21 protein-coding genes and 1 tRNA gene are annotated in these 23,466 nt (G+C 64.2%); 8 read left to right on the top strand and 14 right to left on the bottom strand.

What is annotated here, in order from left to right; all coding sequences use genetic code 11:
* Positions 1-21: 21 nt before the first annotated feature.
* The 5 genes from BA190_RS19205 to BA190_RS19185 all read right to left on the bottom strand — a co-directional run bounded on the left by BA190_RS19205 (position 22) and on the right by BA190_RS19185 (position 6,113).
* Positions 22-951 carry an ABC transporter permease gene (locus BA190_RS19205; RefSeq protein ID WP_068290876.1) on the bottom strand — a complete coding sequence of 310 codons (930 nt, stop codon included), beginning with the start codon at positions 949-951 and terminating at the stop codon, positions 22-24.
* The gene (locus tag BA190_RS19200; protein ID WP_068290873.1) at positions 948-2,495 is read right to left on the bottom strand and encodes a sugar ABC transporter ATP-binding protein; all 1,548 of its coding nucleotides are present in this window, start codon (positions 2,493-2,495) and stop codon (positions 948-950) included. Before BA190_RS19200 ends, BA190_RS19205 begins: the two co-directional genes overlap by 4 nt.
* Positions 2,492-3,382: a sugar ABC transporter substrate-binding protein gene (locus BA190_RS19195; RefSeq protein ID WP_068290994.1), complete on the bottom strand. Its 891-nt coding sequence runs from the start codon at positions 3,380-3,382 to the stop codon at positions 2,492-2,494. Before BA190_RS19195 ends, BA190_RS19200 begins: the two co-directional genes overlap by 4 nt.
* A gap of 86 nt (positions 3,383-3,468) precedes the next feature.
* Entirely contained in the window at positions 3,469-4,920 is a 1,452-nt protein-coding gene (locus tag BA190_RS19190) for an FGGY-family carbohydrate kinase (protein ID WP_068290871.1), read from the bottom strand.
* A 74-nt stretch (positions 4,921-4,994) separates the two neighbouring features.
* Positions 4,995-6,113, bottom strand: coding sequence for a lactonase family protein (locus BA190_RS19185; RefSeq protein ID WP_068290869.1), 1,119 nt, complete (start codon positions 6,111-6,113; stop codon positions 4,995-4,997).
* A gap of 263 nt (positions 6,114-6,376) precedes the next feature.
* Here BA190_RS19185 and BA190_RS19180 point away from each other — a divergent pair, with 263 nt between their 5' ends.
* The 6 genes from BA190_RS19180 to BA190_RS19155 all read left to right on the top strand — a co-directional run bounded on the left by BA190_RS19180 (position 6,377) and on the right by BA190_RS19155 (position 12,550).
* Complete coding sequence (locus tag BA190_RS19180; RefSeq protein WP_068290867.1) at positions 6,377-7,114, top strand: SDR family oxidoreductase; 738 nt, start codon at positions 6,377-6,379, stop codon at positions 7,112-7,114.
* A gap of 239 nt (positions 7,115-7,353) precedes the next feature.
* A complete protein-coding gene (locus BA190_RS19175) occupies positions 7,354-8,949 on the top strand; it encodes a CYTH and CHAD domain-containing protein (RefSeq protein WP_068290864.1) in 1,596 nt (531 codons plus the stop codon).
* 123 nt (positions 8,950-9,072) lie between these two features.
* Positions 9,073-9,933 carry a D-amino-acid transaminase gene (locus tag BA190_RS19170; RefSeq protein ID WP_068290861.1) on the top strand — a complete coding sequence of 287 codons (861 nt, stop codon included), beginning with the start codon at positions 9,073-9,075 and terminating at the stop codon, positions 9,931-9,933.
* Positions 9,934-10,162: 229 nt separating this feature from the next.
* Positions 10,163-10,420, top strand: coding sequence for an RNA chaperone Hfq (gene hfq, locus BA190_RS19165; RefSeq protein WP_068290859.1), 258 nt, complete (start codon positions 10,163-10,165; stop codon positions 10,418-10,420).
* A 50-nt stretch (positions 10,421-10,470) separates the two neighbouring features.
* A complete protein-coding gene (hflX, locus tag BA190_RS19160; RefSeq protein ID WP_068290857.1) occupies positions 10,471-11,832 on the top strand; it encodes a GTPase HflX in 1,362 nt (453 codons plus the stop codon).
* Entirely contained in the window at positions 11,825-12,550 is a 726-nt protein-coding gene (locus tag BA190_RS19155; protein ID WP_162275146.1) for a bifunctional 2-polyprenyl-6-hydroxyphenol methylase/3-demethylubiquinol 3-O-methyltransferase UbiG, read from the top strand. The genes hflX and BA190_RS19155 overlap by 8 nt, the downstream gene beginning before the upstream one ends.
* Before the next feature lie 77 nt (positions 12,551-12,627).
* Here the strand turns inward: BA190_RS19155 and BA190_RS19150 are convergent, their stop codons facing one another.
* The 7 genes from BA190_RS19150 to glpD all read right to left on the bottom strand — a co-directional run bounded on the left by BA190_RS19150 (position 12,628) and on the right by glpD (position 20,444).
* A complete protein-coding gene (locus BA190_RS19150; RefSeq protein WP_068290854.1) occupies positions 12,628-13,146 on the bottom strand; it encodes a hypothetical protein in 519 nt (172 codons plus the stop codon).
* A 155-nt stretch (positions 13,147-13,301) separates the two neighbouring features.
* Entirely contained in the window at positions 13,302-13,550 is a 249-nt protein-coding gene (locus BA190_RS19145) for a YMGG-like glycine zipper-containing protein (RefSeq protein ID WP_068290852.1), read from the bottom strand.
* Between the two features lie 289 nt (positions 13,551-13,839).
* Positions 13,840-15,852 carry a hypothetical protein gene (locus tag BA190_RS19140; RefSeq protein WP_156771592.1) on the bottom strand — a complete coding sequence of 671 codons (2,013 nt, stop codon included), beginning with the start codon at positions 15,850-15,852 and terminating at the stop codon, positions 13,840-13,842.
* Between the two features lie 81 nt (positions 15,853-15,933).
* Positions 15,934-16,431: an AAA family ATPase gene (locus BA190_RS19135; protein ID WP_068290848.1), complete on the bottom strand. Its 498-nt coding sequence runs from the start codon at positions 16,429-16,431 to the stop codon at positions 15,934-15,936.
* Positions 16,432-16,584: 153 nt separating this feature from the next.
* Positions 16,585-17,304 carry an MIP/aquaporin family protein gene (locus tag BA190_RS19130; protein ID WP_068290845.1) on the bottom strand — a complete coding sequence of 240 codons (720 nt, stop codon included), beginning with the start codon at positions 17,302-17,304 and terminating at the stop codon, positions 16,585-16,587.
* A 63-nt stretch (positions 17,305-17,367) separates the two neighbouring features.
* Entirely contained in the window at positions 17,368-18,864 is a 1,497-nt protein-coding gene (gene glpK / locus BA190_RS19125) for a glycerol kinase GlpK (protein WP_068290843.1), read from the bottom strand.
* Between the two features lie 50 nt (positions 18,865-18,914).
* The gene (gene glpD, locus BA190_RS19120) at positions 18,915-20,444 is read right to left on the bottom strand and encodes a glycerol-3-phosphate dehydrogenase (RefSeq protein ID WP_068290841.1); all 1,530 of its coding nucleotides are present in this window, start codon (positions 20,442-20,444) and stop codon (positions 18,915-18,917) included.
* A gap of 3 nt (positions 20,445-20,447) precedes the next feature.
* Here glpD and BA190_RS19115 point away from each other — a divergent pair, with 3 nt between their 5' ends.
* A complete protein-coding gene (locus BA190_RS19115; protein WP_068290839.1) occupies positions 20,448-20,723 on the top strand; it encodes a hypothetical protein in 276 nt (91 codons plus the stop codon).
* A gap of 211 nt (positions 20,724-20,934) precedes the next feature.
* On the opposite strand, the gene BA190_RS19110 is transcribed toward BA190_RS19115, so the two are convergent.
* Positions 20,935-21,738, bottom strand: a complete 804-nt coding sequence (locus tag BA190_RS19110; protein ID WP_068290837.1) for a DeoR/GlpR family DNA-binding transcription regulator — start codon at positions 21,736-21,738, stop codon at positions 20,935-20,937.
* A gap of 143 nt (positions 21,739-21,881) precedes the next feature.
* Positions 21,882-22,694, bottom strand: a complete 813-nt coding sequence (gene mazG / locus BA190_RS19105) for a nucleoside triphosphate pyrophosphohydrolase (RefSeq protein ID WP_068290990.1) — start codon at positions 22,692-22,694, stop codon at positions 21,882-21,884.
* Between the two features lie 276 nt (positions 22,695-22,970).
* On the opposite strand from mazG, the gene BA190_RS19100 reads away from it, so the two are divergent.
* Positions 22,971-23,061: transfer RNA gene (locus tag BA190_RS19100), tRNA-Ser, on the top strand.
* The last annotated feature ends 405 nt before the right edge of the window (positions 23,062-23,466 follow it).

Genomic DNA, 23,466 nt, shown 5'->3' with positions numbered 1-23,466 from the left:
CCGGGATGACACTTACCGTCATTACTCCCGCCCGCGCCCGACATTGCGCACCAGCACGGCCGCCAGGATGATCAGGCCGGTCAGGATGTCCTGCATGTAGTTGGGCACACCGAGAATGGTGAGGCCGTTCGCCACCACGGCGATGATCACCGCGCCGAGCAGGGTGCCGAGGGCGTTGGCGTCGCCGCCACGAAACGCCGTCATGCCGAGAAAGGCGGCGGCATAGGCCTGCAGCAGGAAGCCGTTGCCGCCGGTCGGATGGGCGCTGCCCAGCCGCGCCACCAGCAGGAGGCCGACAAGTCCGGCGAACAGCGTGCAGATCGCAAAGCCGAGCACTGTGCTGCGCACGATCGGAACACCGGTGAGGCGGGCCGCCTCGCGGTTGCCGCCGATGGCCGCCATGCGTCGGCCGGACTCGGTGAAGTCCAGCAGAAGGGCGCAGATCGCCGTCATCGCGATGGCCCACAGCGTCAGCACCGGTACACCGCCCAGCGTGCCGCGGCCGAGATCGCGGAAGGCTGGCGGAATATTGCCGAACAGCGTGGCGCCGTCGCTGATCCAGAAAGTGAAGCCGCCGACCACCGTGCCGATGGCCAGCGTGGCGATGAAGCTCGGCACCCTCAGGCTCGAGACGAGATAGCCGCTGACGCAGCCGACGATCGCCGAGGATACCAGCGTGGCGAGAACGGTGGCCGGAATGCCCCAGCCTCGTGCGAACAGGCTGACGGCCAGGATACCAGCCCAGGATACCACCGCGCCGACCGAGAGGTCGAATTCCGACAGCACCATCACGCAGGTCGCGCCGAGGGCTACGATGGCCAGCAGCGAGGATTGCTGGGTGATGTTGATCAGATTGGAGGCCTGGGCGAAGGAACCTGGCGAAAGGGCCGAGAAAACCCCGACGATGACGAAAAGGCCGAGAAGCGTGCCGTAGCGGGCGGTGAAGTTCAAGCTGTCCTCCGGGAGTCCCGATGCGGTCTTGCTGTGCGAAAGGTTGCTGCGAGCACCTGCTGGCGGGTCAGGCCGGCGGTCGGTGCGTCCAGCACGATCGCGCCCTTGGCCATCACCACGATGCGCCCGGCCAGGGCGAACAGTTCCTCGATATCGCTGGTGGCAAACAGGATCAGCGTGCCGTCGCCTGCGAGCTCGCGGCAAAGGGCGTGGATCTCGGCCTTGGAGCGGACGTCGACGCCCCGCGTCGGCTCGTCCAGCAGGAAGAGGCGCAGGCCCGGCCTGAACCAGCGCCCGATCAGCACTTTTTGCTGGTTGCCGCCGGACAGGGTGGCAATGCGGTCGGTGAGGCGGCCATAACGCACGGCAAGCCGCTCGAGCATCGCGCCGGCATTACGCCGCAAGGCAGGCCAGGACAGGAAGGGCAGGCCTGCCACGGCACGACCGTCGGAAAGGCGGGGGAGGGCGGCATTGTCCAGGATGGAGTGGTTGATCACCAGGCCGCTGCCGCGGCGGTCCTCCGGCGCAAATGCGACTCTCGCCCGAATCCGGGAGGGGATGCCGGCCGGCGGCAAAGGCCGCCCTGCCAGAGACAACCTGCCGCTCGCCCGCGGCATCGCGCCCCAGAGCGCTTTCAGCAGGCTGGAGCGCCCGCTGCCGACGATGCCGTACAGGCCGATGATTTCGCCGCCATGGGCGCTCAATTGCAGGGAGCCGTGCCGGGGCGAGGGGGAAAAGCCGTCGAGCTCGAACAGCTTTTCGGCGCGCCTGGCCAGAGGCGGAAGGGCATCGCGGAGCTGGGCGTCGCCGGCCATCATCGCCACGACGGCGTCGGGCGTGGTCTCGGCGATCAGGCCCTGGCCGACGGTGAGGCCATTGCGCAGGACCGTATAGTCCTGGGCGAGCTCGAACACCTCCTCCATGCGATGGGAGACGAAGATCACGGCGCATCCCGCCTGCGCGAGAGTGACGACCACCTTTCGCAGGATGTCGGCCTCGCTTTCGCTCAGGGAGGCTGTTGGTTCGTCCAGCACCAGGACCCGAGCCTCGTCCATCAAGGCCCGCAAGATCTCGACCAGCTGGCATTGGCCAACCGAGAGATGGCGCACCGGCACGTCCAGCGGCAGGGCGATGCCGAGGCGGTCGCGGATGGCTGCCAGACGGCGATGCATGGCTTGCCGGTCGATCAGGCCGAAACGGCGCGGATAGCGCCGGCCGACAAAGGCGTTTTCGGCCGCGGTGAAACCCGGCACCAGGTTGAGTTCCTGATGCACGAAGCGCAGGCCCGCCGCCTCGGCCGCCCGGGGATCGCCAGGAGAATACGAGACCCCGTCGAGCTGCATTGCACCGCCATCGGGCTGATATACGCCCGACAGGCATTTGAGCAGGCTCGATTTGCCGGCTCCGTTCTCGCCCAGCAAGGCATGGATCCGCCCTGGCGTGACCTTGAGGTCGACGCCATCGAGCGCATGCACGCCGCCGAAATGTTTCTTCAGGCCGGTGATCTCGAGCCGCGGAACAACGCGGCCGGAGGGTTGGCTCATTGCGGACACGTCACGCCCAGGCTCGCCCGGTCGACGATCTTGGCCTCGACCTGGATTTCCTGTTTGCTGACGGGCTTGCCCTCCAGCACGTTGGCGATTTCGGTTACGGCGCTATGCGCGATCCCCGGAAAGTCCTGGCGCACGGTGGCGATCAGGTCGGTACACTGCTTGATCAGGTCCACCGCCTGCGGATTGCCGTCGATGCCGGCGATCACCATCCTGGAATCGGGCGCATCGCTCTGCTGGGCGAGGAGGGCACCGATCGCCGGCTCGTCCCAGGCAGCCCAGACCCCGTCGATCTTGGTGCCGTGCTGGCGGATGAAGGTTTCCATGGCGAGACGGGAATCGTCGATCGGGCCGGGAACCTTCACATAATGCTCGGCGATCACCTTGATGCCGGGATTGGCGGCGAGTGCCTTGTCGAGGGCGAGCTCGCGCTGATGCACGCCCGGATGGGCCGAATAGTAGAATTTGACGATGTTGCCCTTGCCGCCCAGCTGCTTGAACAGCTTGTCCGACAGGATGGTGCCGAGGGCGAAATTGTCGGTGGCGATGCTGGCCGTCACGCCGGGGGCCAGGGCACCGTCGAGGGCGAAGACGGGAATCTTCTTGGCGGCCGCGGCGGCGACCTGGTCGGCGATCTGCTTGGGATCGACGCTGACCAGGACGACGGCTTTCACACCGGCATTGGTGACGTCCTCGACCCGGCTTGCCAGCTGCTGAAGGTCGCCGCGGGTATCGACGACATTGACGTTCCAGCCCTTGCCGGCGGCGTCCTTCTTGAAGGTTTCGACGATCTCGTTGGTGGCGACCGAGCTGATATAGGGAGTCAGCACGGCGATATCCTCGGCCTGGGCCGCGTTCGCGACGACGCTGGCCAAGGTCATGGCCAAGATTGAAACACCGATCTTCACGTGGATCCCCCGATACACTTCAACCCGAGGCCGATCGCCCGGGCAGGTTCTTTGCGTTGCTATGGCATAGTCCGCGGCAGTTCGCGCGCGAAATCCGATGCGGCGCGATAGCTGCGATAGCGCCGATCCGCTATTTCTGCGCGAGAAGGATCCGGCTCGATCGTGATGCTGCCCGCCGATTGCTGCACCGGCTCGAATCCAAGCCGGGGGGCGAGCATGCGATAAATGCCGAGAGCCGGCATCTCCTGGCTGGCAGCCGGCGCGACGACCGGCCGGTTCAGGACCTCGGCCAGGAAGCGCAGCTGCAATGGGCTGCGGGCGCCGCCGCCGATCACCGTCAGCGGCTGACGCGGCAGGCCGGCGGCTTCCAGATTATGGCGGATGGCGAAGGCGACCCCTTCCAGCACGGAGCGGCAGAGTGCGCCCGGCCCATGACCACGATCGAGGCCGAGGAAGGCGCCGCGAACCGAGCGATCCTCGAAAGGGGAACGCTCGCCGAAGAGATAGGGGAGGAACAGCGGGTGAGCGGCGTGGTCATCGGCCGTGGCATGGTCAAGCAGCGCCTCCACCGGCAATGATGTGAGCTCGCTCAGCCAGTCGAGTGCCGCGCCGGCGCACAGGAAGGGCGTGATGACGATCGCGCGGCTGCCCTCGACGGGGTCGGCCAGCGTATAGCTGTCGCGTGGTGGGCGGGCATCGGCAATGTCCATGGTGCCGGCGACCCATCCGGTCGTGCCGATATAGGCATAGGCCGTGTTGGGCGTATCGGCGAAGGCGCCCCAGGTTGCGGCCGCGCCATCGCCAGCGCCATTGTGGACGGGGATGCCGAGCGGCAGGCCGAGGGCGGCGGCGGCGTCGCCAGCCAGGGTGCCTGCGACCGAGTCTGCAGCCAGGATCTTCGGCATCTGTGCAGTCGTGATGCCCGCCGCTGCCAGCAGTGTCTCGTCCCAGGCGCCACTGGCGATGTTGTAGAGCCCGGTGGTGGTTGCCGTCGTGGGATCGATGACGCTGCGCCCCGTGAGGCGCTGGATCACGGCATCCTTGGCTCCGAAGAGAAAGCCGGCGACGGTGTCGAGCGACGAGCCCGGAAGGAAGCGCTCGAGCCGCATCAGCTTGAGGATGGGATGGGCCGGATCGAGATGATTGCCGGTGCGCTGGCCGTAATCCCCGGGAAGCCGGTCGCGCAGCGTCGCCACTTCATGCTGGTCGAGCCGGCGATCGGAATAGAGTATCGCCGGGCCGATGGGTTCGCCAGCCGAGGAGAGGGCGATGAGGTTCTGCATCGAACCGGCCAGGCCGATTGCGCAGATATCGGCCCGGAACGGCAGCCCGCTCACCGCTGCCTGCGTAGCGGTCCACCATTGCCGTGCATCCTGCTCGACGGAGCCGTCCGAGCGGGTCTGCGTGGTCAGGGGTCTTGCCGCCGAGGCCACGGCCGCGCCGGTACGGTCATACAGCACCGCCTTGAGCGCGGTGGAGCCCACATCGAGAATGAGAAGCTTGTCGCCCACGTCTTGCTTCCAAGGGCTCCGGTGGGCACCGCCAGTGGCGGTGCGTTCCGCAATGCCGGCTTTCGGGAAATGCCTCAGGATTCGTCGATCTGGAGGAAGGCAACGCAGGTCGGCGTGCCGACCTGAACCTCGGTGCCGGTCGGGGTCAGTTCGCCACTCTCCTTGTTGATGGAGAAGACGACGAGCTTGTCGCTGTTCTGACTGGCCGCCACCAGGAAGTTGCCCGAAGGATCGATGGCGAAATGGCGGGGAAACTGCCCGCCGCAGGGCGCGTTGTGCTCCAGCACCATGCCGCCTTCGCTGTCGAGGGCGATGACACCGATGGTGTCGTGACCGCGATTGCCGACATAGAGATAGGCACCATCGGCGGAAATCGCGATTTCCGAGCAGAAACTGCCCGATCCGGCCGATTCAGGCAGCGCCGAAATGGTGCTGACCAGGGTGAGCTTGGCCTGGTCAGCCTCGAAGGCGAAGGAGGATACGGTGGAGTCGAGCTCGTTGGCGACATAGAGCAGGTTGCCGCGTGGATGGAAGACGAAATGGCGCGGGCCGGCCCCGGCCGGGACGGAGGCGGCGCCGGCTCGGGTGATCGCACCGGTCTGGGCATCGAAGCGATAGACCACGAGCAGGTCGAGCCCGAGATCGGCAACCACGATGTAGCGGTTGTCCGGCGTGACGCGAACGCAATGCGGGTGAGGGCGCTCCTGGCGCTCCGGATCCGGTCCCGTGCCGGCATGGGTGGCATCGCTGACGGCCGCTTTCAGCCCGCCATCCTCGCGGATCGGCAACACCGCGATGGCCTTGTTGGGCAGTTCGCCTTCCGAGGTCAGGCTGTAATTGGCGACGAGCAGGAAATTGGCGTTGCGATCGTGGCTGTTGAAGGCCGTGATGCTGCCCAGGGTCGGCTGCTTGTTGATGTAGCTCAGCGTGCCGTCCGCAGGGTCGATGGCATAGGCCGAGACCGTACCCTCGTTCCAGCCGAAGATTTCGCTGTTGACATGCAGGACCTTGTGCTTGGCATCGACACCGATCCAGGTCGGGTTGTCGATACCCTCGATCAGTCCGACGGGTGCGATCGCTCCGGTTGCCTGGTCGAACGAGAAAGCGGAAATGCCCTTGGCGTTATGGGTTGGATAGTATGGCGTTGGGCGCGTGGGGCCGCCGACATAAAGAAAAGTGCGCTGTCCGGACATAATCCCGCCTTGTCAGACTCAGAAACTCGATGCGCCGCCGACCATATGGGACAGGGATGGCCCGGGCAACCGCGCCCGGTCAGATTATACTCCCAAGGCGATGCCCGCCGATTTGCGACGATCGCGATTTGAATAATTCATACAAATGCAGCTATCAATCGGGAAGGGAACGCCGGCATGTTTCAAGCTGGCGCCGCCCCACGCAACACTGAGCATATGCATAAGAGCCGGCCTGCCCGGTGATCGACGACGGAGAGAGAAAAATGTCCCTATCCCTGCAGGGCAAGACAGCCCTTGTCACCGCGGCCGCCCAGGGAATCGGCCGCGCCTCGGCGATCGCGCTGGCTCGTGCCGGCGCCCAGGTGGTCGCCACCGATATCGCCGAGGACAAGCTGGCGGATCTTGCCGGGGTTGAAGGCATCTCCGTCGAACGGTTGGACGTGCTTTCGCCGGAAGCGATCAGCGCCTTTGCGGAGCGGCACGGCCCAAAGGCCGACATTCTCTTCAACTGCGCCGGCGTCGTCCATGCCGGGACCATTCTCGATTGTACGGAAAAGGACTGGAATTTCGCCTTCGATCTCAACGTCACGGCGATGTTCCGCATGATCAGGGCCTTCCTGCCGCATATGCTGGCGCGTGGCGACGGCAGCATCATCAACATGTCTTCGGTGGCCTCTTCGGTGAAGGGCATCCCCAATCGCTTTGCCTATCAGGCCTCGAAGTCCGCCGTGGTCGGTATCACCAAATCGGTGGCGGCGGACTATGTAAGCAAGGGCATACGCTGCAACGCCATTGCACCCGGGACCGTCGAGAGTCCCTCCCTGCGTGAACGCCTGGAAGCGACCGGTGATTATGAAGCGGCTCGCGCCGCTTTCGTCTCGCGCCAGCCGATCGGACGGATCGGCCAGCCGGAAGAGATCGCCGATCTCGTCGTCTATCTCGCGGGGGCCACCTATACGACCGGCCAGATCCACATCATCGATGGCGGTTGGACGGGTTGAGGCGCCGGGCCTGGGGCCTGCAGCATGCGAATGGCAAGCCATCCGCATCGCGGGCCCTGCCCATTCACGCCGCTGGCGTGGGAAATGATTTGAACTACATCTGTCCACGGTGATGCACGTTTTAGGGCTCGCCGGGTGGTAGTATGTGACAATTCGATCTGCCATAGCTCCGTTTCGTCATCAAATCGTCATCAAAACGGCCGCGTCGGTCCGGTGACGACATTGCTCGGAGTAAAGACGTGGAAACAGGCAGTAGACCCGCACCGGCAGTGCCCGCACCGACATTGCCGGCCCCTGCTGCCAATCGAGAAATCGAGCTCAAGCTCTTGGCTCCCGCCGGCAGCTTCGATTCTCTCGCCGCGGTTCCGGTCATTGCCCAGCATGCGCGCAATCGCGGCGTCTTTCGCAATTTCGAGAATGCTTATTACGATACGCCAGACCGCAAGCTCTATCGCAACAAGATCGCCCTCAGGGTGCGCAAGAGCGGCAAGAGCTTCATCCAGACGCTGAAGCGTCCGGCCGACGGCACCAATCCCCTGGCCCGCCATGAGTGGGAGGTGCCTGTGCCGAGCCTGGAGCCGGATCTGGCCCTGCTGCCGCCCGAGGCACTGGAAATCGGAATGGACGGCGTCGGCAATGGCGTGCTCGAGCCTGTCTTCGTCACCAAGTTTCGCAGGCGCATCCAGGCGCTCGACCTGCCTTCCGCCAATCTGGAACTGGCCTTCGACCAGGGCGAGATTCGGGCCGGCGAGCGCCGCGAGGGCATCAGCGAGCTCGAACTGGAACTCAAGGGCGGAGACGCGGGGGCTCTCTATGACGTCGCCCTGGCCTTGCTCGATGTTGCACCTCTCCGCGTAGGCACGCTGGCCAAGGCCGATCGGGGCTACAAGCTCGCCTATGATCCGCCGGCAGAGGGCGTGCGCGCCGCCAAGGGCAGCATCGGCGCGGCCGACAATGTCGACGAGATCGTCGCCAAGCTGCTCGGCGACTGCCAGCGTCACATGGTGGCCAATCAGGCGGTGGTGGAAGAGGGGAGGACGCCGGAAGGCGTGCACCAGATGCGGGTGGCATTGCGGCGCATGCGCACCGCTATTTCGATTCTCCAGCGCCAGATCGGCTCACCGACGCTCGCGTTGCTGGCGGTCGAGGCCAAATGGTTGGCATCCACGCTCGGGCCCGTGCGCAATTGGGACGTGCTCGTGGTGGATACCATTCCCGGGATCGAGACACATTGCCCCGACGAGAGAGCCTTTGCGGCAATGCGCGCTCATGTCGAGCCGCGACGGCTGCATGGCTATCAGCATCTGCGAGAACTGTTCGCCGGTGCCCGCTACAACCGTTTCCTGCTGACACTCGGGCGCACCGTCGAAAGGCGCGCCTGGCGCAATGATATCGCCAGCGGGTCGCTCGGCATCCTGGCGGAGACCGCCGAGCAATTCGCTCGCCAGGCGCTGGAACGGCTGCATCGCCGCGCCCTGAAAGGGGGAAAGCATTTCAGGCGGCTGGAGCCGGTGGCCCAGCATGAATTGCGGCTCGTGCTCAAGAAACTGCGTTATGGTGCCGAGTTCTTCCGTGGCGTCTTCGCTGCCAAGGACGAGGCGCAGCGTTATCTTGCCCGGCTTGCCGATCTCCAGGAAGGGCTCGGTCTGGCCAATGACGCCGCGACGACGGGCGGTTTGCTGGCGGTGCTCACCGATGAAACGCAGGATGCCGCCCTGCATCGTGGCGCTGGCCTGATAACCGGCTGGCAGGCTCGCGACAAGGAAGTCGCTGCCGGATCGCTGCACAGGCTCTGGAAGCGGTTTGCCCAGGGTGCGCCCTTCTGGCTGGCGTGACGGCCGATCGCGGGTTGTCACTGGCCTCAATCTGCGGCACACCGTCTGGGTTGCCAAATCTTGGCCGAGTCTCGGCGGCAGCCCTTGCCGCCCAGTCCCGGCCGAAGCTTACCCGAGGCCATCATGAGCCGCATCGCCTATGTGAACGGGGTCTATGTGCCGCTGCGCGACGCCTGCGTGCATATCGAGGATCGCGGTTTCCAGTTTGCCGACGGGGTCTACGAGGTCTGCGAGGTTTTCGGTGGCCGGCTCATCGATGAGACCCGGCATCTTGCCCGGCTCAAGCGCTCGCTCTCGGAGCTGGGCATCGGCATGCCGGTCGGGGAGGGGGCGCTCAAGGTTATCCTGCGCGAGACGGTCCGGCGCAACCGGGTCCGCAACGGCCTGGTCTATCTCCAGGTCACGCGCGGAGCGGCCAGGCGCGATTTCGTGTTCCCGGCGGCGGATACGCCGCCCACCTTGGTGGTGACAGCTCGCTCCGTCGACCGCAGCAAGGCGGAGGCAGGCGCCGCCAACGGCATTTCGGTGATCAGCCTGCCGGATAATCGCTGGGAACGGGTCGACATCAAATCCACCGGCCTTTTGCCCAATGCGCTGGCGCGGCAACGGGCCAAGGAGCGTGGCGCCAAGGAGGCCTGGTTCGTCGACAAGGATGGCTATGTCACCGAGGGAGCGGCCAGCAATGCCTGGATCATCACCCGCGAAAACACCCTGCTGACCCGCCCGGCCGAGAGCGGCATTCTGCGGGGCGTGACCCGAACCACGCTGCTGGACCTCGCCCGGCGCGACAATCTACTGGTCAGCGAACGGCCCTTCACGCTGGCGGAAGCCAAGGCAGCCAAGGAAGCCTTCGTGACGGCGGCGACGGCGCTGGTCATGCCGGTCGTGCGTATCGACGACACGGTGATCGGCGACGGCAAGCCAGGGGCGCTGACCGCTCGATTGCGCGCGCGTTTTCATGAGGTGGCCGAGCGTTCACTTTAGCGCCTGGTATACCATTGTTGCTTGACAGATGATGGCTTGACCTCCATCTGCGATCATTCCGACAGATTGGGCGGAATGACGCGTGGCGATTGCAAACTTTTGCTTGCGCGACGCAGCATCCCCGTCGACTATGTAGGATGATTGCATGAAAGGCAGGCGCGTCGGCGTTGGCTGATTTTGCTTGTGAATGTCCGCGGACCAACCGCGGTCAAGGAGTTTCGGGGGTATTATGGCGGCGGAGCGCACCCAAAATCTACAGGACACGTTTCTCAACAATGTCCGCAAGAACAAGATCCCGCTCACGATCTTCCTGGTGAATGGTGTGAAGTTGCAAGGCGTTGTGACCTGGTTTGACAATTTTTGCGTGCTTTTGCGCCGCGACGGTCATTCCCAGCTGGTCTACAAGCATGCGATTTCGACGATCATGCCGGGCCATCCCGTCCAACTCTTCGAAGGCGGTGAGATCGAGGGCGCGGACAAGCTTTGATTCTTGCCGTATCGGCGGTGGCGGGGGCACCCCCGCCCGAAAGTTGACGTTTGACAGCAAATACTCTCAAGGATCCGGCGCATCGCATCGATGCGCATGAGCTGGAAGTTGCTTCCGGCACAAGAACTTATGTCGTCGCCCCGGTGCTTTCGCGCCGGAGCGAGAGCGATCTCGTGCGTTCACCCGACGCCAAGCTCGAGGAGGCGGTCGGTCTTGCCGGCGCCATCGATCTCAATGTGGTCGGTGCCGTCGTGGTTACGCTCGGCGAAATCCGCCCTTCGACCTATATCGGCAAGGGCAAGGTCGAGGAGATCAAGGCGGTCGTCGAAGCCGAAGAGATTACCCTCGTGCTGATGGATTGCGCCCTGTCGCCCGTGCAACAGCGCAATCTCGAAAAGGCCTGGGGCGCCAAGGTGATCGACCGCACCGGCCTGATTCTCGAAATCTTCGGTCGGCGCGCCCGTACCAAGGAAGGCACGCTGCAGGTCGAGCTCGCCCATCTCAACTATCAGAAAGGGCGTCTCGTCCGATCCTGGACCCATCTCGAACGCCAGCGCGGCGGCGGCGGCTTCCTGGGCGGTCCAGGCGAAACCCAGATCGAATCGGACCGGCGTCTCCTGCAGGATCGCATCGTCAAGCTCGAGCGTGAACTGGAGCAGGTGAAGCGTACCCGTTCCCTGCATCGCGCCAGCCGGCGCAAGGTGCCTTATCCGATCGTGGCGCTGGTCGGCTATACCAATGCCGGCAAGTCGACGCTGTTCAACCGGCTGACCCGGGCCGAGGTACTGGCGGAGGACATGCTGTTCGCCACACTGGATCCGACGCTGCGCGCCCTCAAGCTGCCGCATGGCACCAAGGCGATCCTGTCCGATACGGTGGGGTTCATTTCCGAACTGCCGACCATGCTGGTGGCGGCCTTCCGCGCCACCCTGGAAGAGGTGTTGGAGGCGGATGTCATCCTGCATGTGCGCGACATCTCCCATGGCGACACCGAGGCCCAGGCGGGCGATGTGCGCTCCATCCTGCACAGCCTCGGCATCGAGGAGGGGGCCAAGCAGACGGTGATCGAAGTCTGGAACAAGGTCGATCTCATCGAAGAGCCAGCGCGCGAGGCGCTGTTGACGGCTTCCCGGCGCGAGGGCGGAAATCGGCCCGTGGTGGTCTCGGCCGTAACCGGGGAAGGGTTGCCTGCACTGCTCGACCGGGTCGAGACGGTGGTGGCGGCCGGGCGGCTGACGCTGGCCATCGACATCCCGCCGGCGGACGGAGCGGGCCTTGCCTGGCTGCATGCCAATACGGATGTACTGGCCCGCGAGACCGATGAGGCTGGCGTCACCCATGTCTCCGTGCGCGTGGCCCCGGAACGCGCCGACCAGGTCAGGCGACGGTTCGGGATCGCTGCGGTTGAATGAGCTGAGCGCGCATTATACCGATCCGCGCCTGGCGTCTCTCTACGACATCCAGAACCCATGGGGACCGGACAGCGACTTCTACCTCGCCTTGGCAGGCAGATCGGCGCTGGCCATCCTCGATATCGGATGTGGAACCGGGATGATGGCGACAGCCTTTGCCCGACAGGGGCATGCGGTCACCGCCGTCGACCCTGCCGCAGCCATGCTGGACGTCGCCCGGTCTCGTCCGCACGGGCATCTGGTGCGTTGGGTTCACGGGCTGGTCGGCGATGTCCAGGGAAGTTTCGACCTGGTTGTGATGACCGGGCATGCGTTCCAGGTGCTGCTCGACGACGAGACCATGCTGGCTTTCCTGCAGGCCGTGAAACAAAGGCTTGCGCCAGGCGGGCGTTTCGCGTTCGAGACGCGCAATCCCGAAGCGCGGATCTGGGAACAATGGGGGAAGCCAGTGGTGGGCCGTTCCTCGGCAGGTGCCCCCGAAACCATGCATGTCGATATCGAGAAGAAGGGCGAGCTGGTATCTTTTCGTTCCATCTATCGCTTTGGGGACGGAACGGAAGTCTCCAGCCGCAGCACCTTGCGCTTCGCGTCCCAGGCGACGATTTCGGCTCTTGCCGAGAAAGCCGGGTTTTCCCACCAGGCCTGGTTCGGCGACTGGGATCGCCGGCCCGTCGAGCCGGGTAGCCGGGAACTCATCCTGGTTGCGGGCTTCGACTAGAGCATCGCGCCGAAAAGTGGGTACCGGTTTTCGGCAAAAAAGATGCGGCAACAAGGAATTACAGCATCGAGCCTGCTTCAGCACGGGCCAGGCCGTAATGTCTGCGGGCCGGTGATGGTGCAATGGCAATCGGATCCGTCCCAATGCACGCTGTGCGACACCCATGAGGGACGCCGCCCACAGGCATCGACCGGCGGCGAGCAGGAAGGGCAGACGAAAGCCCCCGAATTGTTCATGCTGATTTCGCCCGCCCCGTCTGCAGGCGTGGCGGTGATGCCGAAATCCCCAGTGCGGTAGAGAAAGACCTTCATCTGTCCCCGGCCATCGTGTCCCCTCCAGCCATAGATGGCTCGGGGTGTTTCCGGATCGGTTTCGACAGCAAGAAGCTTGCCACCGGCGCCGGCCGCCCTTTGCAGGCTGGCGAAGTCGCGGGTTTCCCGTAAGGCGGTGACCCAGGCCTTCGTAATGGCGATGCTTGCTTCGGGCTGTCCGGGATCACGAGGGGGCCAAGGCGTCAACTCCGACGAGAGCGCCGGTAGAACCAGGCAGATCGTCAGAATGACGGCTCCCGCCGGACCCATGATCAGTCTCGACATCGAAGGCACTCCACGCATGCCATGCAACGACAGCAGGACTATGGCGCTCGGCAGGCTCCAGCGTCAAATGCCGACGGACCAGTGCCGGTCCGCGTTGCGCCCGGCTGTTCGTCCGGGGCAACGGGCCTGCTTCCTTGGGGCGTGGAGCGCCGGCCTTAGAACCAGCTGGTTCGCGCCGGTTCGGGTGTCGTGACGAGGCCGACGACGGCGCCTGTGGTTGCTCCGATGGCACCGCCGACCAGCGCACCGGTGGTCGGCTGGCGAGCGACCAGGCTACCGACGATGGCGCCGCTGGTGCCGCCGATCAGAGCACCGTTGAAAGCTCGCCCGGCCGGGCTGGAGCTGCAGGAGGCCGTGCTGACGGCAAGGCCGGTGACCAGGATCAGACCCGGGAGTTTCTTCATGGTTGAGCATCCTTACGCTACGCTACGATGAATGGCTCATTTACTGAAAATTAACTTTTGGTCTTGAATCGGACAGAAGCAAGGCTCTGACAGACAAGATTTGGCCCAATATGTTAATTGCGGCTCGCCCCGATGGTGATCGAGGCCATTTTACTGGTTGGAATGGGACAAATTGGGAGAAAAACGGGCGTTTTTTCTGATTTCCAGGGAGAGTGCCAAGCACCTGTCATTCTTGCAGCATGGTTAATCTCGACACCTGTTTAAGGTTGCTGCATGGCACAGGCGATCGCTACGGTGCCGGAGCGCTGGGTGCGGGCAATCCCAGCTTCTGGCGTAGTGCCTTCAGCACCCCGTCGCCCATGGCCGCCTGACCGAGTGCGTTGGGATGGAAGGAGCCGCTGAGGGTGGCCGCCAGGACCGGTTGAGCGCGGCCGTTCATGTGAGGATCGCCGCCGCTGCCTGCCAGCGTTCGCATGGTATTGGCGGCGAGAAAGGCATCGTTCGGTGTGACAAACCAGCGTTGCCGCGGGCGATAGGCCTGCCAGACCGGCGGCGAAAACGGTGTCCAGCGTTGCCCGGTGGGATTGCTGACCGGAAAGCGAAGCCCATCCGGAGCGTTGCTGCCGTCCGCCATGCCGGGCTGGCACAAGGCGTGGCCCTTGAAGGCTGCAGCGAAGTCGCTGACCACCTGCCAGCCCGTGCCGGTGCCGAGAGCGTGTATCTTGGCGTTGAGACCGTCGACGAAGGCAACCGAGTCCGGGCCCGTGGTCGGCTTGCTGATCCGGAAGATTTCGTGGAGATCCATTCCAGCCGTGCCCGCTTCGCCGCTGGGGGCATGCGGGCAGGTGCCGCTGCCGGTGTGCAGCATCTGCGGATACCCGCTCTGGATGATCTGGGAGCCATTCAGGCCCAGGAGCCGTTCGAAGGCCTGGGCCAGGACGCGATAGCGTTCTGCCAGCGAACTCTCGGCAGCCGTAGCATCCTGAAAGGTGATAGGATCGGCCCCCTTGATCCAAAGTCTTTCGGCGGTTCGCCGAAGCGACAGGAAGTTGCTGCTGGCGGCCAGGGCTTCGCCGGCAATGACCCGGGAAAAGCCGATATCGTTCCCGCCGATGCTGAGCAGGAGGATGTCGGGTTTGCGCTTGAAGGCGGCGCAGCGCTTGAGATCGGTGTTCCAGGAGAAGTGCGCCGGCGGCGAGAAGCGATTATAGCCCGTAAGGGGCAGCGGACAGAGGTCACGCAAGGCCCGCATCACCTGCGGCGAGGCATCGTATTGCCCGGATTTGCCCGGCCTGTCCTTGGGGACGTCGTCGCGGGCAACCCAGTAGCCGAGCAGGCCCTCGAAGACTTCGGCGCCGGTGCAGCCATAGCCCAGATAGGTCACGCTCGCATGAGGGGCTTCCAAGGCGATCGCCAGGGCGGCCTTGAGCTGGTGCGAATAAAGCGAGCGATGGCACTGCTGGTTGATCCACAGCGCACCGATCCCGAACCTCCTGTCGAAATTGTGCTTGTAGCGGAGGGGGTAAAGCCGCAGCCGGCCGCGCCATCCCGATTCACCCGGCAGGTGCGACGATTCCTGGAAATTGTTGACGTCGGTGCCGAGCACCGCGGCCTTGTCGGGATTGCCCTCGCCGGAGGCGAAGGAATCACCCATGCCGAGAATGGTGATCGGTCGGACGGTCTGGTCAGGCGCTTCGGCCAGGGCCTGGCCGTCGGCCTTGACGGCCAGGGTGAAGGCGGTGGCGATGGGGATGCCGGCAAGGCGTATCTGCGCGGTGTCGCAGGCTGCCGTTGCGGCCACCGTGCCATTGACCAGCCATTGGCACTGGCGACCCGCAGGGGCTTCGGTGACGCTCGCCAGGATGTCGGTCTTGCGCGCGCCGACAAAGTCCTCGCCATTGGCCAGCTTGCAGCCCCAATGCCCGCGATTGGTTGCGCTGAAGCAGGTGCTGCGGGCAAGGGCCGAGGCCCAGCCGAAACGCCAGATCGTCGCGGGATCGCCGAAAGCCTTGCCGAGTTGCCTGGCATCGGCGCGCTTTTCCAACTCGACCTCCAGCGCCATCACCGGCTGGTTCTGGCGATCGGCCAAGGGGAGGCCAGCATAGATAGCGGCGAGGGCACGAAAATGGTCCTCGTTGCGGAACAGGGGGAAGCGATTGGCGACTTCCCACTGGATGGCCGGGGCGGCTTCGGCCGCTCCAGCGGCCATTGCAAAGCCGAAGACGACGACGCAGAGGCGTGATCGGCGGCCGACATGCCGCGCGCCCGGTCGCCCCGTCCTGACAACGCCCATACGTGACATGGCAGCCCCCCGCATGCGATCGGTTCGCCACAGTAGGGGGAGGAGCGTGATGGCGCCGTTATCGCGATGGCGGCGCCGACGTCAGCGAGGTTCGATAAACCGCAGCAGCGCGTCAACGGTCGCTTGCACCGGTTGGCGGGTGTCGATCTCGAAATCGGCCGACTGGCGCAGCAGCGGTTCGATCGCCGTGATCAATGCGGCAACCTTGCGCCGTTCTTCCTCGGCATGGCCATAGCCGGATCCCGCTCGGGCCGCGAGCCGCGCCATGATGGTGGGAAGGGGAGCCGAAAGTAGGACAATGGCATCGAACAGGGGAAACAGCCCGGCCATGTTCTCGGCGCAGCCGCTGACGGAGAGCGGACCGGGTGTCGATCGCGACAGCAAGGCCTCGACCTTGTCGAGTTGCCAGACCCAGTCCTCACCCTGGGCGGGTGTCAGATCATCTCCCGGGGCGGCCGGCACCCAATGCGACCATTCCGGCGTGTCGAGGTCATAGGCCTGGTGACCGCGAGCCATCAATTCACGGATCACCGAAGTCTTGCCGGTTCCGGACACGCCGGTGATCAGGATGCGCTTCATCGCCATTTGCTCCGAAAACAACCTGACAGGCCCCCACGATTGTCCGCGAAGCTGCCACGACAGGCCTGATCCGGCAATGTCGGCAATAAAAATGGCCGGACGAGCCGGCCATTTTTCAAAGACGAGACGCCTTGGCCTCTTGCGGTATGCCCGTCACATCATGCCCGTCGCCTTGGCGAGCATGAGGGCGACGATACCGCCGATCACCGGGCCGACGACCGGCACCCAGGAATAGCCCCAGTCCGAACCGCCCTTGCCGGCGATCGGCAGCACGGCGTGGGCAATGCGCGGGCCGAGGTCGCGGGCCGGATTGATGGCGTAGCCGGTGGGACCGCCCAGCGAGACGCCGATGCCCCAGACCAGCATGCCGACGATGAAGGGGGCGAGATAGCCCGGTGTCGCCACGCCCTTGGAGCCGATGGCGGCGACGACGAAGAGCAGGGCGAAGCCGCCGATGATTTCCGTCACCAGATTGGCGCCATAGTTGCGGATGGCGGGGCCGGTGCAGAAGACGGCCAGCTTGAGGCCCTGATCCTCGGTCTCGCGCCAATGCAGCAGATGGGCAAGCCAAACCAGGATCGCCCCGATGAAGGCGCCGATGAACTGAGCCGCGATGAACGGAACCACATTGCTCCAATCACCGGTCGCGGTGGCGAATGCCAGGGTCACCGCCGGATTGAGATGGCCCGGAGCACCCGCCGCAACGGCGACCAGCACGCCGCAGAGCACCGCGAAGGCCCAGCCGGCCGTGATGACGATCCAGCCCGAATTCTGGCCCTTGTTCTTGGCCAGCAACACGTTGGCCACGACACCGTCCCCGAACAGGATGAGCGTGGCCGTGCCCATCAGCTCACCAACAAACCCAACTGCCATGTTCTTCTTCCCTGTGTTGTGGGGCCGTCACCCCCCGGTGCGGCCCTGCTTGGTTCGTGATGGTCAGACTGCCCAGTCGAGCGAACGGGTGACGGCCTTGTTCCAGGCACTGAAGAGCTTGCTGCGCTGCTCTTCCTTCATCATCGGATGCCAGCGCTTGTCGACGCCCCAGTTTTCCGAGATGTCCTTGGTGGAGTTCCAGTACCCCGTCGCCAGGCCGGCCGCGTAGGCCGAGCCCAGGGCGGTGGTCTCGATGACCTTGGGGCGCACCACGGGAACGTTGAGGATGTCGGACTGGAACTGCATCAGCAGCTCGTTGACGACCATGCCGCCGTCGGTCCGCAATTCCTTGATCTGCACGCCCGAATCCTTGGTCATGGCATCGAGCACTTCGCGGGTCTGATAGGCGGTCGCCTCCAGGGCGGCACGCGCGATATGGCCCTTGTTGGCGAAGCGCGTCAGGCCGGCGATCACCCCGCGGGCGCTTTCCTTCCAGTGCGGCGCGTAGAGGCCGGAGAAGGCCGGAACGAAATAGACGTCGCCATTGTCCTTCACGGTATTGGCGAGGGCCTCGATCTCCGGCGCGGTCTTCACCAAATTGAGGTTGTCGCGCAGCCATTGCACCAGCGCGCCGGCGATGGCGATCGAGCCTTCCAGAGCGTAGATGGGCTTGTTGTCGCCGAGCTTGTAGCCGAGCGTGGTGAGCAGGCCGGCCGTGGAGTGGAAGGGCTTGTCGCCGGTGTTCATCAGCATGAAGCAGCCGGTGCCATAGGTGTTCTTGGCTTCGCCCGGCTGCAGGCAGGCCTGGCCGAACAGGGCCGCCTGCTGATCGCCGAGAATGCCGGCGACCGGGATGTCCGCCAGCACGCCTGTGCACGTGCCATAGACTTCGCTGGAAGAACGGATCTGCGGCAGGCAGGCCCGAGGAATGTCGAACAGGCTGAGAATCTCGGCATCCCAGTCCAGTGTCTCCAGGTCCATCATCTGGGTGCGCGAGGCATTGGTGACGTCGGTCAGGTGCAAGCCGCCCTTGGTGCCGCCGGTCAGGTTCCACACCAGCCAGGTGTCGAGATTGCCGAAGAGAAGGTCACCGGCCTCGGCAGCCTTCTGGGCGCCGGGAACGTTGTCGAGCAGCCAGCGCAGCTTCAGGCCGGAGAAATAGGTTGCGAGAGGCAGGCCGGTCTTGGCGCGCAGGCGATCCTGGCCGCCCTCCTTGGCGAATTTGGCCACGAGCTTGTCGGTACGGGTGTCCATCCAGACCAGAGCGTTGTGCACGGCCGCGCCGGTCTTGCGATTCCACAGGACTGCCGTCTCGCGCTGGTTGGTGATGCCCACGGAGACCAGGTTGGCCGTGGTCAGTCCCTTCTTCTTCAGGGCACCGGCGATCACGCTCTGGGTGTTGCGCCAGATCTCGGCGGGATCATGCTCGACCCAGCCGGGCTTGGGATAGATCTGCTCGTGTTCCTTCTGGTCGACGGAGATGATCTCGCCGCGACGGTCGAAGATGATGAAGCGGGTGCTGGTCGTGCCTTGGTCGATGGACCCGACATATTTGGTCATGCTTTCCTCCTCGATATGTTCTTGCAGTCCCGTTGGGTCTGGGAACGAGTTCAGTGGGGAACGGGCGCCTTCTGCCTGGCGGCGAGATAGGCGGAGATGTCACCGGCCGCCTCGGGCGGCAGATGCAGGCCGAGCTTGGAGCGGCGCCAGAGGATGTCCTCGGCGGTCACGGCCCATTCCTGGTCGACGAGATAGTCGACCTCGGCAGCAGTGAGGCCCATGCCGAAATCCCGGCCGAGATCGGCCATGCCGTTGGCGCCTTCCAGGAAGAGCAGGGCGCGGGTGCCGTATGCTTTGGCGAGGCGCCGGGCGAGGGCTGGAGACAGGAAGGGCTTGCGTGCCATCAGCGAGCGAATGAAGGCATCGAGATCGGCGTTGGGCATGTCGCCGCCCGGCAGGGGGGCATCGGCGGTCCAGGGCTTACCCTTGGCGCCCAGGGTCTTCTCGATATGCTCGAGGATCGATTCCGACAGGCGGCGGTAGGTGGTGATCTTGCCGCCAAAGATGTTGATCAGCGGCGCTCCGTCGATCAGCTCTTCCTTGATGACATAGTCACGGGTGGCTGCCTGGGCGGCGGTGGCGTGATCGTCATAGAGGGGCCGCACGCCCGAATAGGTCCAGACGATGTCGGAAGGCTTGATTTCCCTGGCGAAATACTCGCTCGCCGCCTTGCACAGATACTCCGTCTCGCCGGGCGTGATCGCGACCTTGGCCGGGTCATCCTTGTAGTCCTGGTCGGTCGTGCCGATCAGGGTGAACTCATCTTCATAGGGAATGGCGAAGATGATGCGCCCGTCCGGGTTCTGGAAGATGTAGCAGCGGTCGTGGTCGAAGAGCTTGGGCACGATGATGTGACTGCCCTGGACCAGGCGCACCTGGTTCGGCTCCTTGTGCGCGACCACGTCCGCCAGCACGGTGTCGACCCAGGGGCCGGCCGCGTTGACGAGGAGGCGGGCCGTGACCTCGTTCTCCGTGCCACTGATCTGGTCCCGCAGCCGGATGTGCCACAGGCCGGCGTCGCGGCGAGCCGAGACGACCTTGCAGCGTGTACGGACAATGGCGCCGCGGTCAGCGGCATCGCGGGCGTTGAGGGCCACGAAGCGGGCATCATTCACCCAGCAATCGGAATACTCGAAAGCTTTCGAGAAGATCGGCTTCAGCGACTTGCCGGCCTCATCGCGCCGCAGATCGAGCGTCCGGGTGGGCGGCAGCTTCTTGCGGCCGCCGATATAGTCGTAGAGGAACAGGCCGATACGCAGCATCCAGGCCGGTCGCAGGCCCTTGAAATAGGGCAGCACGAAACGCAGCGGGTGGACGAGATGTGGTGCGTTGCGCCAGACGATCTCGCGTTCGGTGAGGGCTTCCCGCACAAGGCGGAACTCGTAATATTCGAGATAGCGCAGGCCGCCATGGATCAGTTTGGTGGCTTTGGACGACGTACCGCTGGCCAGATCGTTCATCTCGGCCAGATAGACCGAATAACCACGACCAACGGCGTCCCTGGCAATGCCGCACCCATTGACGCCTCCGCCGATCACGAAGACGTCGAAAATAGCATTTGCGGAAGCCTGCTGATTCATGGGGTGTCACTCCGCGACAGGGCCGTGGCGGGGGTGGCGGTCGAGCATGGCGGGGTGGCGTGGACCATGGCGTTCCGTCTCCCTGTTTTTGATCCTTCGTTGATGAAGGCGTTTGTTTCGGCGGCAATGTTGTCGTGCTTTTTTGTTTTCGCAATAGAAAATTTTATCTTTCGTTTTGGTAAAAACGAACATTTCTCATTGGAGTTGAATTATTCAGAAACGACATTGAGGAGGCCTGGATTGCGCCGCAACATGGCTGAGTGCACGGCCGGGTTGTAGAAAACGCCACATGTTTTTGGCGATTTCGTTCATCGAGGTATGATGGTAGCGTGTCGTGGCCGGCGATCGAGCGGATGGAGCTGCGATCAAATGTCGAATGTCGTTTGCGCTCTAGTGAGGCATTTTCGAAATGCGGAGATTCGAAAATGACGTGATGGCAATTTTGGGTGACAAACAGTGTCACAATTCTCGCCGGGGCGGTGTTGCGCAATCAGAGGTTGGCGATGTGAAGCTCGGTGCCGCTGCTTGCCAGCAATTCGGTGAGTGCCCGGGGAGGCGCCATGTCGACGAAGACGGCGCTCACTTCGGTGATCGACGCCATGCGCAGCAGGGGTCTGCGCTGGAACTTGGTGTGGTCGGTGACGAGATAGGTCTTGCGGGCGTTGCGCAGGATGGTCTGGGCGGCACGAATCTCGTCATAATCGAAATCGAGCAGCGTGCCGTCGCTGTCGATGCCGCTGATGCCGATGATGCCGATATCGACGCGGAACTGACTGATCATGTCCACGCAGGCCGGGCCGAGCACACCGCCGTCCCGGTTGCGCACGGAGCCGCCGGTAATGGTGATCTCGAAATCGGTGTGCCGCGAGAGAATCGTCGCCACATTGAGATTGTTGGTGATCACCCTGAGATCCTGATGGTGGATCAGCGCTGCGGCCACCGCCTCGGTGGTGGTGCCGATATTCATGAAGATGGAGACGTGATCGGGAACGTGACGCGCCACCAGCTTGGCGATCTGCTCCTTTTCCACCTGGTTCATGATCTGGCGGGCACTGTAGTCGATATTGGCGACGCTCGACGGCAGACCACCGCCGCCGCGATAGCGGGCCAGTCGCCCTTCGCCGCTCAGATCGTTGAGATCGCGCCGGATGGTCTGGACGGTGACTCCGAATCGGCTCGCCAGCATTTCGACCCCGACGAAGCCGTGCTGACGCACCAGATTGACGATGGCTTCGCGCCGTTCCTCCACGCTGAAGGCGGCGGATGCATCGGCGGAGGGCGGGCTGGACAACATGGTGGATCACGCGGGACGAGGAATGCGGGTGCGCCCGGATTTGTCGCACGGAATGCCGTGCACGGCCAGCGAGGCCGTGCGAGCCGCCGGAGATGCCCATCGATCTCGCTGGGAAGGCGGGCTCTCGGCTGAAGGGGAGGGGACTACAGGCCGGTGCGCTTGGCCTCGTTCCACAATTCGTCCATCTCCTCCAGGTTCGACTGGGCCGGGGTCGCGCCCTTCTCGCGCAGGCGCGCCTCGATGAAGTGAAAGCGCTTCTCGAACTTCGCATTGGCACCGCGCAGGGCGCCTTCTGCGTCGACATGGGCATGGCGGGCGATGTTGGCGACGGCGAACAGCAGATCGCCGATTTCAGCCGCCAGCGCATTCTTGTCGGCGCCCTCGTCCAGGGCAGCTTCGATCTCGTCCGCCTCTTCGCGCACCTTGGCGAGCACCATGCGGATGTCGTTCCAGTCGAAGCCTACCTTGCCTGCCTTCTCCTGCAGCTTGACGGCCCGCGTCAGCGCCGGCATGGCGGCAGGCACGCCTTCGAGGGCGCTTTCCGGGCCGGCGGGGGGATGACGGCGGGCGCGTTCGGCCTTTTCCTGTGCCTTGATCTCCGCCCAGAGTTTCTTCACTTCGGCCGGCGGCAGGTTCCTGGCTTCGCCGAAGACATGGGGGTGGCGGCGGATCAGCTTGGTGGTGATCGCCTCGACGACACTGCCGAAATCGAACAGGCCTTCCTCGCGTGCCATCTGGGCATGAAAGACCACCTGCAGCAGGAGGTCGCCGAGCTCGTCGGTGAGATCGGCCATGTCGCCGCGCTGGATGGCGTCGACCACCTCATAGGCCTCTTCGATCGTATAGGGGGCGATGCTGGCGAAATCCTGCTCGAGGTCCCAGGGGCAGCCGGTGCCGGGAGTCCTCAGGGCGGCCATGATCTCGAGCAGGCGCTCGATATCTCGGCCTGGCGCGATCGCGGAGCTGGGAATGGCGGTTTGGGACGTGGCAGTGCTGTTCATGCGGTCTCTCCTCGACGCTTCCTAGAACAAACTGCGTGCCAGTGGAAATGGTGGCTCGTCCCGGGCTTCATCGACGCGATTTGAATCCGCCTATCGCAAGATCGCCTCCGCATCCACGCTCTGCTGTGCGGGACGCCAGGCCGTGTCCATGACGGTGTCCGTCATAAAGCTTGGGGGGTGTTGCGATTTTACCTTGATTGCCAGACCGGGATTGTCTATCCGGGTGGCAATGGAGACGTGGCCGAGAGGCTGAAGGCACTCGTTTGCTAAATGAGCATACCCCACAAGGGTATCCAGGGTTCGAATCCCTGCGTCTCCGCCACTTCCCTTCCGATCAGAAGATTCAGGTACAAGTTTGTGCCGACGATGTTCGCGTCGACCTTTTGCCGAAAAGGTCGACGAGGGGGTAGGTCCGGCCCTTTCTCTGCTCCATCCGCCCAGACAAGCCGAATCCGATTTCGATCCCGCGCGTTGCGCATCGCGGGCGTTCTTGGAGTGGCCCGGTCGAGGGTGAATGGCGCCCGACCGGGCCAGAGCCAGCGACCGGCGGTGAATTGGCACGCTGGCTTGACCGGATTAGATCGATAGGGGGAGGTAAAATAGGAGGCCCGGCTTAGGGCTGGGGGGCTGTCTGATTAAAGACCCGGGCCTCCAGCTTCCATTTCCAAAGAAGCCTCTGGATCGTAAAGACCGGCTCTCTTCCCAACAATCCATACCTTGGTATGGG

Origin of the sequence: Labrys sp. WJW (genome assembly GCF_001676615.1) — a bacterium.
Taxonomy (GTDB): domain Bacteria; phylum Pseudomonadota; class Alphaproteobacteria; order Rhizobiales; family Labraceae; genus Labrys; species Labrys sedimenti.
This window is presented reverse-complemented; position numbering and strand designations above follow the sequence as displayed.

What these genes read in the sequence shown, in the direction of transcription:
- glpK (WP_068290843.1), bottom strand. Translation starts at nt 18,864, where the DNA reads ATGACCAAATATGTCGGGTCCATCGACCAAGGCACGACCAGCACCCGC.
- BA190_RS19180 (WP_068290867.1), top strand. Translation starts at nt 6,377, where the DNA reads ATGTCCCTATCCCTGCAGGGCAAGACAGCCCTTGTCACCGCGGCCGCC.
- BA190_RS19130 (WP_068290845.1), bottom strand. Translation starts at nt 17,304, where the DNA reads ATGGCAGTTGGGTTTGTTGGTGAGCTGATGGGCACGGCCACGCTCATC.
- hfq (WP_068290859.1), top strand. Translation starts at nt 10,163, where the DNA reads ATGGCGGCGGAGCGCACCCAAAATCTACAGGACACGTTTCTCAACAAT.
- BA190_RS19150 (WP_068290854.1), bottom strand. Translation starts at nt 13,146, where the DNA reads ATGTCGAGACTGATCATGGGTCCGGCGGGAGCCGTCATTCTGACGATC.
- BA190_RS19110 (WP_068290837.1), bottom strand. Translation starts at nt 21,738, where the DNA reads ATGTTGTCCAGCCCGCCCTCCGCCGATGCATCCGCCGCCTTCAGCGTG.
- BA190_RS19195 (WP_068290994.1), bottom strand. Translation starts at nt 3,382, where the DNA reads ATGACCTTGGCCAGCGTCGTCGCGAACGCGGCCCAGGCCGAGGATATC.
- BA190_RS19170 (WP_068290861.1), top strand. Translation starts at nt 9,073, where the DNA reads ATGAGCCGCATCGCCTATGTGAACGGGGTCTATGTGCCGCTGCGCGAC.
- BA190_RS19145 (WP_068290852.1), bottom strand. Translation starts at nt 13,550, where the DNA reads ATGAAGAAACTCCCGGGTCTGATCCTGGTCACCGGCCTTGCCGTCAGC.
- BA190_RS19200 (WP_068290873.1), bottom strand. Translation starts at nt 2,495, where the DNA reads ATGAGCCAACCCTCCGGCCGCGTTGTTCCGCGGCTCGAGATCACCGGC.
- BA190_RS19185 (WP_068290869.1), bottom strand. Translation starts at nt 6,113, where the DNA reads ATGTCCGGACAGCGCACTTTTCTTTATGTCGGCGGCCCCACGCGCCCA.
- glpD (WP_068290841.1), bottom strand. Translation starts at nt 20,444, where the DNA reads ATGAATCAGCAGGCTTCCGCAAATGCTATTTTCGACGTCTTCGTGATC.
- BA190_RS19135 (WP_068290848.1), bottom strand. Translation starts at nt 16,431, where the DNA reads ATGAAGCGCATCCTGATCACCGGCGTGTCCGGAACCGGCAAGACTTCG.
- BA190_RS19140 (WP_156771592.1), bottom strand. Translation starts at nt 15,852, where the DNA reads ATGTCACGTATGGGCGTTGTCAGGACGGGGCGACCGGGCGCGCGGCAT.